Source organism: Cupriavidus sp. 291-E7 (assembly GCF_057798835.1).
In genome coordinates this window covers 1-13235 of record NZ_JBYOJV010000047.1, presented here as the reverse complement: position 1 = coordinate 13235, position 13235 = coordinate 1, and the positions used below count along the sequence as shown (strand labels likewise).

The following is a 13235-nucleotide window of genomic DNA, read 5'->3' as shown; positions in this document are numbered from 1 at the left end:
CACAAGATCGGGTAAGGACACGCCGTCGCCGGCGCATCCTCCCCTAAGAACCGTACGTGCGAGTTTCCCCGCATACGGCTCACGCTCTCGAAAAACTGTCTATGGATAAACAGTCGGCTCTCGACTTCAATTGAGCCTACGCATCGATGAACGGTCGTCGCTCAGCGCAAGCGCCGAGAGGTGCAGACGCCATAGCTGGCGCTCTTCCATGCTTCCCCTCGTTGAACCCAGACCAAGTTTCTGCGCTCGAGAACCTAGCGGAAGTCTGCTCGCTTTCGCGCGAGGCGATGTTGCAGCCCCTATCCACACGATTACGGCGCGGCATTCGCGTTTTCCGCCTTCTCATACCCGCACAGTCAACAGCTTGCCTCACGGCTCGCTTGCCACGAGGGCAACGGTACGGGCTTACCACGTTCCCGTTTCATCACACGACTGAGTAAGGACCCGCCTCTTCGCCGGTGGCGCTTACGGCGACGTGTTGCTTGATAGCAGAGCAACATCCGGCCACTTCCCATTTTGGGTCATGCCTAACAGCAGCTTTGGCATGTCAATAATAACGACGTTTATCAGCGATTCACATGTGTTGCCCATGTCAGCCAGCTTCGCATCTCAGCCCCATTGCTGCTCGGAGCTTCCACGCAGTGCCTCGCGACACTGCGCGCTTACGGACACTTTGTCGGAGCGGCTTCGCACAACGCCGTTACCAGCGATGCACGCGCTCCCAAGCTACCGCCGGTCGCACGGCGGGTTCACTACCGCACCAGACTGCATGCAGTTGAACAATGATGAAACGAGCATGCATTGCGCCTAACCAACGGCCTCATGCTTCGTGTCGCACACTATCCTTTATTTTAAGAGAGTCCTCGTGTCCTCAGATACGTGGGGCCGCTCCAGCGGCCTAGCAAGGAATACGAGATACACGGCACCTGCCATGACTGTATAGCCAGCCCCCCGACAATCCGCCCGAACTGACTTCTTCTCAAGGAGCGCAAGCATTGATCGCATGATGGCTAACAGGTTGGACCGGGGCGGGGAACATCCGATAGGGAATGTGAGCAGCAACGCTCGATGATCAGATAAGGGCCTCGCCAGCGAATTCCATTTGGCCCAGCAGGCTGAGCGGCCTGCATAAAAGGGCCGGACATAAGCGTGCTGCCTTCACCTGTCGCCCCCCATGTCATGGCTTGCAATCCGGGAGCGTCGACATAAGCAATTCCCTAGCGGCATATAATCGCCATCGCAACATGCAATTAGCTCGGAAAATATATCCTAATTTCAGCAACATCCGACCAAACAAGGCTATTTCTTATCCTGTATCTGACAACACAAAGTCCTGATGCGTTTTCCAGCCCTTTAAAGCTAAAAGCCAACCTATCTTCGACGATTTCAAAATTGCAACTCGCACAGTACCTTTCCTTATTTGAGATCGATATAATCTCACCCTCAAAGAACGGACCGCCGATAGCGTCTTTCCCTATATCGGGGTTGTGATAAATAAGATCCTTAAAAAGATTGACACGCTCGAAAGTTTGCGCTATCGGAACTGACTCCACATGAACGTTATATGTACGTGACCCTTGCAGGCTTCCTGCCACCGCTTGCACTGCAAACGAAAAATCACCATCTTTAATCGGCACCCCACTCACAGTCCCATCCCCATTCAGCCAAATCCCCATTGGCGCCTTAGTGACGTCATGAAATGAAAATAGAGGCTTAATTTTTGTGTTATCGGCAGAAAACACACAACTCACAACGCCGCCAACCACCCATCTCTCAGAAATTGATGGCGGACTCACTTCCAGTCCACCCAGCGTAGCGACGTAAAGTTCATTCTTATCTTGGCATAAGATATCGTCGGTTTCGTCGGCAAGCACGAATAATCTTATTAATCCCCTACTGCCTCGATGTGCATTCTCTTTTAAGAGAACAGTCATCGCCCACTGCAATGAGACAGACTTCGCTCCGGTATCACCTGAATATATTCCATTTTTTGGAATATCTGCCAGCAAGACGTTCTCGCCGGACTGCCACACCGGAAGATCCTCCGCCATCTCTCCGTTAAAACTATTTCCAGCACCTCGGACCTTCGCGGTCGCACCCAAGCCATAGAGCTTGGCATTTGACAACGATAAGAACCCTGGCATCACCTTCATAAAGATCCGTATCCACCGCCTATTCACCGGCAACACCACAGTGACTATCAGCGTCGTTCCCTTTCCGGGCTGAAGGTCCTTATCCACCAATTTGAGGTCGGTTTCAATACTAGTATCACTCATGGATAACGGAAAACGCCACTATTCTGGCACTCATCGGTCAAATTTTACGGGAATGAGTGCCAGATGGTTTAATTTAATTGGATTTATCCAAGACTACCGATGCGACCACAGATGAACTATCAGTAGAAATAATTTTGCTATCACTTTTCATGATAAGCGATGCGGTTCCACCGCGAAATTCCGCACTTACTGAGATCGGAACCGAGAAATCAAACGAGACATAGTCCTTTCCTGCAGGAACAGTTAACTTCGATCCATTTTTTATGGTCGCGATTAACTTTTCGCCATGTCCATCTCCCACCTCGTGGGGTTGAAATTCACCAGGCGCAGAGACGTTGTCACGTATACTGATGCCATCTGGCAACTTCATTGATATCGAAAGTCTGTCGATAGCATGCCTAACAACAAAATGGAACTTTAGGACAGAATTCCCCCGAACTTTCAAAAGATCGCAAGGCAAATTATCCTCGTCGCGAAACTCAGGAGTTGATAGGAACTTATCTAAAGAAAATAGAACCTTCGAAACTTGGCTCCTTATCCCATCAAGGGTCGCATGAAGCTCCAGCATCGCGACTGTATCGTGGGATTGTGCGGCTATTTCCTTAATCGTGAACCCCCACCCATCAGAGGCCCATTCGTCCGCCCACAAAACATGATGAGCCTCCGTCGGTTGATGCCCTGCACTTGCGACTAGAAAGGTCACGCCACCTGGCCTTCTATCTTTCCCCAAGCCGGCTCCTGAAATTGTCCCAGACACATCAATCGCACCTGAGGCACCGGATAAAAACACCCCCTTTAACTTTCCAATTGCCAAATCACCTGTAACAGGATGCGTGGTGATTATCGGAGGTTCAACGTCCGGCCTCGTTACTTTGATAGTATAGCTTCGCCATCCGTTCATTCCTCTTTCGTGGCCACCGCTACCGTTGTGATCGGTTGCGCCCAAATAGAACGTGTAATCCTTTACAACAGCTGGAGCGAACCCTGAAAGAACACCGGTCTTCTCGTCGAGTGAGAGGGTAGCCGGCAACCCATAAGACTTAAATTTATATGGCTTGATGCCACCTACTGGCACTACTTCGATTTTTGGATACGATTTTCCTGACGCTTCACTAGGGAGGAGCGTCGGAAAAATTTCTATTTCGTTTTCAACAGATACAGAATATATATGACCCGTTTCAATTTCACCACCATATCCTTCCGAATCTTTTGCCATAACAACACAGGTACCTGGGCCGATTTGTGAAGGACTTCCGCTTATCACCCCAGAGTTCGGATCTATCGTCAACCCACAATTACTCAACATCTTAAAAGTGTAGGGTGGTGTTCCGCCCGTCACGCTAATTTTCGTTTCCGGATATTGTTTATTGACAATTGCCGCAGGGAGATAGCCATCCCCCGGCGAGAATTTCATTTCAGGGGAGATTGATACAGTACATTCCTTCCATCCATTCATACCCCTATCGAGCCCACCATGACCTACTGAATCGGTTGCGCCCAAGAAGAACTTATAATGACCCTTCTTTTCCGGTACTCCTGTAAATATTCCAGATTTCGGATCAATATCGAGCCCAGGAGGAACGTCGCCATATTTTTTGAAGATATATGGAGGCGTGCCACCAGATGCCCTCACTTGTATTTTCGGGTAAGCTCCGTGCACTACACCTGACTTCATATCAGCGTACACTTCCACTTCCGGCAATATGACAATGTAAATTTTGTGTTTATCCGCGGCGCCGTGGGTTACATCGCTTTCCGCGTCAAACATTAGCCATGACTGCTCTAGAGATGTTGGAGTACCGAAAATATCCACATGTGTGCCGACTAATGTCCAATCAATTCCATTCACAATGTGGCTTTGTCCACCCTTAAAACGCCACTCGTTGAGAAACCCGGCACTTCCCAGCTCAACCCTCTGGTACCCTCCGTTGGTGACATTCTTGTACGTGGTATTCATTTTCAAGTATACTGTGCTCTCGGTCATGGCGATCTCAGAACATTTTTTCAAACATAAATGCTGATTTGTATCTTTCCACTAATTATGAGGTGGCTAAATACGATTTTAAATTATCAGAAATCGCCGACTCACTTTTGCAAGATATTCCATTAGTTTTTTCAAACGGCAGCGAAAAGACTGAGCTTGCCATCAAAGAACGAAGGCTTTGCTGCGCGTCTTAACTCAAGTAAGAAGAGCCAAGACAACGAGCAAGTGATACATTTGCCGGTCATACCTACCGGCACCTGCCCGGTCTTGCTTTGCCTGCCCATCCCTCGACATGGCATCTGTTAGACCGGCACACCAGGCGCGGCTAACAAAAATCCTCAACGGATCCAGAGCAGATGACAGCGCGGGCGACCCGGAGCAGCGAGAGATGAATATCGAAGCGACGTTCGTAGCAGATGCGCAGTGGATTTGCCCCCATGTCTCACGGGATATTCGTGGAAGGTGCGCGGTTCAACGAGTGGGCAATCGCTCGAATTGAAAGTCCTGCCGAGACGCCGCGCGAGATCTCTTCACGTTCACTCAAGATCAATGCCCGCAACGACCGCTTACGAGCGGCAGGGCTGTATCCTCCGCATAGTCGGATCACACCGTAGATCGAGCCTGCCGGCCTGCCTAGCACCTTCCAGATGCCAAGAAAAGAGTCCCCTGCCCGCCATCGCCGCCTAACCTCTGACTTGCCTTCCGGCGACAACCCTGGCCGTCCCATTTGTGCCAGTCGTCAACCCTCCCTCATTCGATAATAATAGGATGGGGTTTCAATGATCCATTGAACCTACCTCCGCCAATTTCAAGCGGACATCTGCGGCAATTGTTTGGACGATACGCGTAGTTGGCGTGGCGTCACGCCGTAGTGGCGTTTCATCTGTGTTGTGAAATAACTCTGGCCCGCAAATCCGCACTCAAGTGCGATGGCTAGAATACTGTCAGACGTGTTACACAACATCCACCGGGCCCGCTCTAGCCTGCGCTCAATGACGTACTGCATTGGTGTACGCCCAAATTGAGCTTTGAACACAGCTAACGTCGAATATTCACTTAGCCCCAAATGTTGTGCAAGGTCAGCAAGCGCTATGGGTTGATTGAGGCGATGACTTATGAAGTGATCTATAGATGCTTGAGACAGTAGGTCGCGTACCTCCACGCAGATCTGGCTGGCGTCAAGTGCGTTCGTATTGTTCCTGTATGTAGCGCTAGGAGGTTCTCCAAAACGTTGGCGGTACGCGAGGATAAATTGGCCGGACAGGCTAAAGCCGAATTGCCGTAGAGTCTCGATGAATGTGTAGTCTCCGCCTTTGGATAGGGCTCGCTGGACGCTGCGGAATCTGGCTTCAAGGAACAAGTCGCGGGAAGTACGCCCACTGAAGCGGACGATGCTGTTCTCGAGGGCACCCAGTGCACATCCAAGAGCGGTAGCTATGGTCCCCAGCGTTTTCCATCTCATCGGATCGGATTCGATCATTGCGATAGCGGAGCGGGCTTGATTTTCTGCGACGATATAATCGCTTGTGAGCAAATAGCTAAAGCTGTGCCTGTGACCTGTGATAACGAGCTTGAGCATGTGCTCATATAGTGCGGTGATCGCAAAGTCAGGCACCGGAGACATTTGCATTGCATTTTGCAGGCAGTTCACTGCCATATTCCATTGAGTGGCAATGTGTGAGGCTATCGGCGCTAGTTCGAAATAAATGGGGCTTCGTTGTGGTCGTCCTAACCAGCGCGCGACAAAGTCGTTGAGCGCTTCCGCATCAAGAATTACCGACAAATGATCAAAGCCATCGGTCGCCGTCCGGCAAGTCGAAGTATCATTCGAGGAGACCGGCATGAGGTCCCCGGCAGCACATTGCGTGGAGGAATCGCCACTCGAGTAGATAACGCCGCCACGATGGCAGGTCAGAAACAAATAGTTTTGTCGAGGCTGATCGGTGTGGAAATCGTGCGGCATGTCCATAGCCACGTCATAGATACCGATACCTCGCCATTCGGCTCCAGCAATACTTATGCTCTTTTTGTTGGCATGCCACGGACGAAATACATTGCCTGCATAGATTTTTTCTATGTAGTGCGATATTTGTTCTGGATCATTGCTGTGAAAGCCGTGGGGCGTGGCATGTTGGGAGTGCATGGCTGGTTTTCCGCGACCGAAGAAACGTACGGAAAGCATAGTGTCAGCGCTCACTATTGTCATATCTCGACACGAATAGTGCTCATGCTTTATGGCGTATCAACCTCGAGGCTTCGGCAGTGACACGAAGCCACGGCGTTCTCGTTTGACGGCGTTGTTGCATATAGATCCGGTCACCGGCGCGCAGCATGCTGACGCTTCCGCACAACGATTTGGGCAGATACCGGGCGGATTCAAGCGGTCGCCGTGCACGATGACATCGGCTGGCGGGCGACGCCGGCATCACGCTATGCGCAACGCGTCCGTTAGCAGTTCCGCCTTCATGTGCGGCTGCATCGATCGGCCCACCACCTGCCGGCTGAACAGGTCGATGATGACGGCTAGGTACAGCCAACCTTCTGCCGTCGCCACGTACGTGATGTCGCTTGTTGTCCAGACTTGATTCTGGCGCCGTGGTGGGAAGGTTGCATCCAAGCAGATTTGGCGCGACCGGCAGGCCATGATTCGAGTTGGTGGTCGCGATGTATTTGCGCCTGGGCCGTGTTCGAATGCCGAAGTTTGCATTCGCACTATAGTGCGCGGCGTCATCGCCGAATCGCCCAACCGCAGCATCCCGGTCTGTGATTGTCGAATCAGGCGACGAGACGCCGTCCAGAACAAGATGCACACTGCGGAAGTTGCTTCGCGCCGCCAACTCGCACCACTCGATACTCTCGCCGGAAAGCGGAATTCCCGCGACGTCACTTGACGCAAAGAAAATCACCTTTTCGTGATCATCCACGCGGCCAATGCGCGAATCCATGGCTCTGCCAATCGCCGTCGCAGCGGCCGCACTAGCGAGACTGGTGCCGTCCGCGAGCCGTTGACCAAGCCCGTCGTCGTCGCGTGGACTTCTTCAGGAAGGGAGGTGAAGGATTGCGGAACATCCTCTGCTTGGTCGCCGCGGAGACGTTCCGCGACCGTTTTCATGCGGATGTCCTGACCCCATGCGGCCATCGGGAGCATCTTCTGGCCAGCGATAGTCGCGACCGGCGTACTATTCGTTCATGTTAATCCAGGTAACTATGCGACCTCCGGGAATCGCGGGCCACCCCGCAAGGCGCAGACGAAAACGCCCCCTAGCCTCCCTCGAAAATTCTTCTGCGCGCGTTTTCAATATGGCGTCGCATGGCCAGCGACGCCTGCGTAGGAGATCGCGCCGCAATGGCGTCGATGATCGCCAGGTGCTCGGCCTGTACCACCTCGAATCGTGCGGCCACGCGCGTCTGGCCAAGGTTGCGCGCCAGTTCCATACATTGGCGGATCGGCCCGAGGGCATGCTCGATCGTTGAGACAAAAAATGGGTTGTGCGAAGCACGCGCAATGGCCAGATGCAATTGCAGGTCTTCCTCAACGCCCATGGCCCCGCTGTCCATTGTGCGACCCAACGCGGCGTACGACGCCCGAATTGTGTCGACATCCATATTGGTACGCATCTGCGCAGCCATCTCGGCCGCGCCGACTTCTACACATAGGCGAAACGCGTAATAGTGCTCGACGTCAGCAATGCTCTCGATCTGCGGACTGGCTGATGGATGGCCGCGCGCTGGCATGCGCTGCACGTAGCTGCCCGAGCCACGGCGCGACACGACGATACCCTCCGACCGCAATCGTGACAGCGCCTCGCGCACCGTAGTACGCGATACCGCGTAGCGGCCGGCCAGATCCACTTCTGTCGGCAACTTCTGGTCGGCTGCAAATTCCCCGCGCAGGATGGCAGCAATAATCAGCTTGCAGACCTGCTCCGATCGGCTCGGACTATCGCTGGCCGTCAATACGATGTCTTCCAAACGCCCTTCCCTCAGATGAAGAGACGATGGGCCGTAGGTCCCGGCCACCGACTACAAGTTGTCACACTACCATACTACGCACACCTCATCACAAAGGCATCTTACTAGTCATCGTACATCACAAGATCATCTAAACACGACAGCATATTGCTCGGGTTTACCCCCGACCCTAGGCGCCGCTCATTGACTTCGGGTGCAATTCCGACCAAAGTTGCCGGACTTATATATAAAGTTGTCGGACTACTTATGCCGACGTTGTTGTACGACGTCTCATAAATATATGTAAGCCGCTTCAGAGACATCCCCGGAGTTCTATCGTGAAGAAGATTGCATTGAGCGGCGCGGGCGGCCAATTGGGCACATTGCTGCGAACCGCTCTGCCGACTCGTGGTTATTCGTTGCGCGCGTCGGGCCACACCACCCCCCTGACCCCGCTCGCCGATGGCGAAGACGTGATGCACGGCGACCTACGCGACCCCGCCGTTGTGGATTGCTTGCTGCGCGATGTGGACGTACTCGTCCACATGGCGGGCACCAGCGTGGAACAGCCGTTACCCGAGATCATCGACAACAACCTTCACTCGCTCTACGGAGTCTATGAAGGCGCGCGCCGCCAGCGCGTACGCCGCGTGATCTTTGCCAGTTCCAACCACGCCATCGGCATGTATCCCATCACGGACACGCTTCGCACCGATTGCGAATTCCGTCCCGACGGTTTCTACGGCCTGAGCAAGATGTGGGGCGAAGGTATGGCGCGCATGTACTGGGACAAGCACGGTATCGAGACCATATGCATTCGCATTGGCAGTTGCGTGGTGCGCCCGGCCGAACCACGTCATCTAAGCACGTGGCTGGGCCATGACGATTTTGTTCACCTCATCGAGCGCAGCATCCAGACACCGGACGTGGGCTTTGCCGTGGTGTGGGGCGTATCGGCTAACACGCGCAGCTACTGGGATAACCGTGATGCCGCAGCACGACTGCAATACGTGCCGACGCAGAACGCCGAGGAGTTTGCCGTCGACATCCTGTCGCGCCCCGATCCGCTTGACGTCATTGCGCGTCAGCACCAGGGCGGCGGCTTTGCCAGTATCGACTATACGGCGCTAGAGGATCGGCTAAGGCGCTGATATGGCACGCGCCAATTTACAAGTACAAGATGCGGCGGCACGAAATAACTCACACCGCCGCAATGAGCAAGACAGCAAATGAGGAGACGGCAATGAAACGTATCAAGGGTATGCGCTGGTGGATGGTCAGCCTGGTCACGATGGGGCTGATCGTCAACTATCTGGCGCGCAACACTTTGTCGGTGGCGGCGCCGACCATGATGACCGAGCTAAACATGAGTACGCAGGAATACTCCTACGTGGTAGTAGCGTGGCAGGTCTGCTATGCGCTGATGCAGCCGATTGCAGGAGTGTTGTTGGACGCAATCGGCACCAAGATCGGCTTTGGCATCTTTGCGCTGGCGTGGTCCTTGGCGTGCGCAGCCGCCGCGCTGGCCACAGGCTGGCAGGGCATGGCGTTCTTTCGCGGCCTGCTCGGAATTACCGAGGCGGCCGGCATTCCTGGCGGCGTGAAGGCCACCACCGAGTGGTTTCCGGCCACGGAACGCTCGGTTGCTATCGGCTGGTTCAATATCGGCTCATCGATTGGCGCGCTGTGCGCACCGCCACTGGTGGTCTGGACGATCCTGCACGGCGGCTGGCAGCTGTCGTTCGTGGTGGTCGGCGTGCTTGGCGTGGCGTGGACCGTGCTATGGGCGCTCTTCTACAAGCATCCGATGAAGCAGAAGCGACTGTCCGATGCAGAGCGCGAATACATCCTATCCGGCCAGGAATCGCTGCACAAGGATAGCAGCGCGCCCAAGGCAAGCTGGCTGCAGATCGTGCGTGGCCGCAACTTCTGGTCGATCGCGATTCCGCGCTTCCTGTCGGAACCGGCATGGCAGACATTCAACGCCTGGATTCCACTCTACATGGCCACCGAGCGCCATATGAACATCAAGGAGATCGCGATGTTCGCGTGGCTGCCGTTCCTGGCCGCCGACATCGGTTGCGTGCTTGGCGGCTACCTCAGCCCGTTGTTCCACAAGCGTCTGAAGGTCTCGCTGTTCACTTCGCGCAAGCTAGTGATGCTGGTCGGCTGCCTATCAATGATCGGCCCCGCATGCGTGGGACTGGTTGATAGCCCCTACTCCGCCATTGCGCTGCTCTGCGTCGGCGGATTTGCGCACCAGACGCTTTCTGGCGCGCTGTATTCGATCACGTCCGATGTGTTCGGCAAGAACGAAGTGGCCACGGCCACGGGTCTGGCAGGCATGACTGGGTATCTGGGCGCTACCCTTTTCACTCTGGTGTTTGGCCTAGCGGTCACCCATATCGGCTACAGCCCACTGTTCGTGGTGTTGGCCGTGTTCGACCTGATAGCCGCTGCAGTCGTGTTCGTGATGGCGCGCGAACGCGTGAAGCCCGTGGCGAAGAACGCCGCCATGCAGTCGTCGCCAGCCCATTCCTGACTCCGTATTACTTGAAGTTCTTGCTAGGCTGCGAACGCACTCACGCTCGCGGCCTAGACACGTCGTCCCTGCTTTCCTGAATTCCAACGCAAAATAACGCCAATACAAGGAAGAGAATCTGCGCTGAAACTGAAACTGGAAGTTGCAGCACTGAGCCTGCTCGCAGAAGGCGCCGTCAGTGCGCAATCGATCGTGACGCTGTACGGCGTTGCCGATGCAGGCATCGAGTACGCGAACAAGTCCGCGCCCGCCACGGCGGGCACCTCCGGCGGCAGCGCGATGCGCGTCACTCCAGGCAACCAGTCGGGATCGCTGGCAGGAGCACGGAAGATACCCTTCTCGCCTACGGGGAAATGCCAAAACCGCGGGCCGAAATCGATCTTTCCGAGCGCACGCGCATACCGTAGAACCAGCTTCTTACGAATTTTCGAACTGGCCCGATGGACGTCATCTGCATAGCGGCAATAGGCGATAGCTGGTTTCCTATTGTCGGTCTTCTCGAACAGCAAATAGGCCGCTGTTTATGAATGGCGGAGTTCCATGCCCACCGATCCTCCCGCACCTTCTTGCTCAGGTGTTCCGTTCCATCCACTCATCGAATTCATGCAACATGATGTTGGATACAGGGGTGAGATGACACCACCCTGAGGAGCGCCTTCACTCGGTCCGCGAAACAGATCACGATCATCGCGCCAAGCCTTGATGAACTTCCAGAGCGGAACAAGGAACCGTTGGTCGGCAATCCTCTTGTGGATTCCCTTCAGCAACAGTCAGTCAAAGTAGCTGGCGAGGTCGCCCTCGACGACCCGGCGTCCGGCGACACTTTGTTCACCACAATCTTGCAATTGAAGCTTCGCCGCGCGAAGCGCGTGATGTACGCCACGGGCAGGTCTGAATCCATACGAAGCCGGATGGAAATCGCTTTCCCAGATCGGCTTCATTGCCATCAGCATTGGCCGTTGCATAATCCGATCCCGCAGGCTCGGTATCCCAAGCGGCCTGAGTTTGCAGTTCGCTTTCGGTATGTAGACGCAACGCGCAGGCAGCGGACTGACGAGCCCGCCAACAGCTCTTCACATATCGCCGCTAGTTCATGCTGGAGATTCGCTTCCAGCTTGCATTTGTCGATCGCGTCCACGCCCTGCGTATGAGCTCCGATGGAGGCCCAGTGTAATGCGAGCCGCTTCGATCAATCAACTTCCATCGGCAATCAATCTCAGGAGTCGATCGAACTTGCGCTCTTGTTCTCCGTTGACCATATCTGTTGAGTTGCACTGAGAACTGACCCATCAGACCCGGCATTGAGCATTCAATGCCTACTATGGCGTCTGCAAGGCGTCGAGAATTCTCTGGCGCCAATACCCCGTAGGCCGCGGGGTGTCAGACGCTGTCCGATAGCGGCATGCCGTAGGCCACGAGCAAACTGTCTTCACAATTTTCAGGAGACAGTCATGCCCAACAAAGACGTTCATGTAGTGCCCGCTGGTGACGGATGGGCGGTCGAAGTTCCAGATAGTGGCAAGCGTACTATGTTTGCCACCCAGGAAGAAGCAATCCAAGCTGGCACCGAGCGAGCGCAATGCGATAAGTGGAGCGGCCCCTTGAATCTCAGGACACCCGGCACCTCTTAAAATAAGAGGTAGTGTGCGACACGAAGCATGAGGCCGTTGGTTAGGCGCAATGCATGCTCGTTTCATCATTGTTCAACTGCATGCAGTCTGGTGCGGTAGTGAACCCGCCGTGCGACCGGCGGTAGCTTGGGAGCGCGTGCATCGCTGGTAACGGCGTTGTGCGAAGCCGCTCCGACAAAGTGTCCGTAAGCGCGCAGTGTCGCGAGGCACTGCGTGGAAGCTCCGAGCAGCAATGGGGCTGAGATGCGAAGCTGGCTGACATGGGCAACACATGTGAATCGCTGATAAACGTCGTTATTATTGACATGCCAAAGCTGCTGTTAGGCATGACCCAAAATGGGAAGTGGCCGGATGTTGCTCTGCTATCAAGCAACACGTCGCCGTAAGCGCCACCGGCGAAGAGGCGGGTCCTTACTCAGTCGTGTGATGAAACGGGAACGTGGTAAGCCCGTACCGTTGCCCTCGTGGCAAGCGAGCCGTGAGGCAAGCTGTTGACTGTGCGGGTATGAGAAGGCGGAAAACGCGAATGCCGCGCCGTAATCGTGTGGATAGGGGCTGCAACATCGCCTCGCGCGAAAGCGAGCAGACTTCCGCTAGGTTCTCGAGCGCAGAAACTTGGTCTGGGTTCAACGAGGGGAAGCATGGAAGAGCGCCAGCTATGGCGTCTGCACCTCTCGGCGCTTGCGCTGAGCGACGACCGTTCATCGATGCGTAGGCTCAATTGAAGTCGAGAGCCGACTGTTTATCCATAGACAGTTTTTCGAGAGCGTGAGCCGTATGCGGGGAAACTCGCACGTACGGTTCTTAGGGGAGGATGCGCCGGCGACGGCGTGTCCTTACCCGATCTTGTG

The 13235-nt window shown here is 54.7% G+C and carries 9 protein-coding genes and 2 pseudogenes; 3 read left to right on the top strand and 8 right to left on the bottom strand.

Annotated elements, in window-relative coordinates; genetic code table 11:
- Positions 1–1250 precede the first annotated feature (1250 nt).
- The 6 genes and pseudogenes from AC3FLX_RS33410 to AC3FLX_RS33385 form a co-directional block, all read right to left on the bottom strand.
- Complete coding sequence (locus tag AC3FLX_RS33410; protein ID WP_488701567.1) at positions 1251–2276, bottom strand: hypothetical protein; 1026 nt, start codon at positions 2274–2276, stop codon at positions 1251–1253.
- Positions 2277–2349: 73 nt separating this feature from the next.
- Complete coding sequence (locus AC3FLX_RS33405; RefSeq protein ID WP_488701565.1) at positions 2350–4260, bottom strand: Ig domain-containing protein; 1911 nt, start codon at positions 4258–4260, stop codon at positions 2350–2352.
- 454 nt (positions 4261–4714) lie between these two features.
- Positions 4715–4996 (bottom strand): annotated as a pseudogene (locus AC3FLX_RS33400) (helix-turn-helix domain-containing protein); the annotation flags it as partial.
- 72 nt (positions 4997–5068) lie between these two features.
- On the bottom strand, positions 5069–6403 hold the full coding sequence (locus AC3FLX_RS33395) for an AraC family transcriptional regulator (RefSeq protein ID WP_488701564.1): 1335 nt from the start codon (positions 6401–6403) through the stop codon (positions 5069–5071).
- Between the two features lie 285 nt (positions 6404–6688).
- A pseudogene (locus AC3FLX_RS33390) lies at positions 6689–6965 on the bottom strand (DDE-type integrase/transposase/recombinase); the annotation flags it as partial.
- Positions 6966–7521: 556 nt separating this feature from the next.
- Entirely contained in the window at positions 7522–8217 is a 696-nt protein-coding gene (locus AC3FLX_RS33385; RefSeq protein ID WP_488701569.1) for a FadR/GntR family transcriptional regulator, read from the bottom strand.
- Positions 8218–8549: 332 nt separating this feature from the next.
- On the opposite strand from AC3FLX_RS33385, the gene AC3FLX_RS33380 reads away from it, so the two are divergent.
- Complete coding sequence (locus AC3FLX_RS33380; RefSeq protein WP_488701563.1) at positions 8550–9362, top strand: NAD-dependent epimerase/dehydratase family protein; 813 nt, start codon at positions 8550–8552, stop codon at positions 9360–9362.
- Between the two features lie 92 nt (positions 9363–9454).
- Positions 9455–10753 (top strand): MFS transporter, encoded by a 1299-nt coding sequence (locus AC3FLX_RS33375; RefSeq protein ID WP_488701562.1) that lies wholly within the window; start codon positions 9455–9457, stop codon positions 10751–10753.
- Between the two features lie 53 nt (positions 10754–10806).
- Here AC3FLX_RS33375 and AC3FLX_RS33370 read toward each other — a convergent pair whose 3' ends face one another.
- Positions 10807–11262: a hypothetical protein gene (locus tag AC3FLX_RS33370; RefSeq protein ID WP_488701561.1), complete on the bottom strand. Its 456-nt coding sequence runs from the start codon at positions 11260–11262 to the stop codon at positions 10807–10809.
- Between the two features lie 261 nt (positions 11263–11523).
- Positions 11524–11706, bottom strand: coding sequence for a hypothetical protein (locus AC3FLX_RS33365; RefSeq protein ID WP_488701560.1), 183 nt, complete (start codon positions 11704–11706; stop codon positions 11524–11526).
- 498 nt (positions 11707–12204) lie between these two features.
- Here AC3FLX_RS33365 and AC3FLX_RS33360 point away from each other — a divergent pair, with 498 nt between their 5' ends.
- Positions 12205–12384, top strand: coding sequence for a DUF2188 domain-containing protein (locus AC3FLX_RS33360; RefSeq protein ID WP_488701559.1), 180 nt, complete (start codon positions 12205–12207; stop codon positions 12382–12384).
- Positions 12385–13235 lie beyond the last annotated feature (851 nt).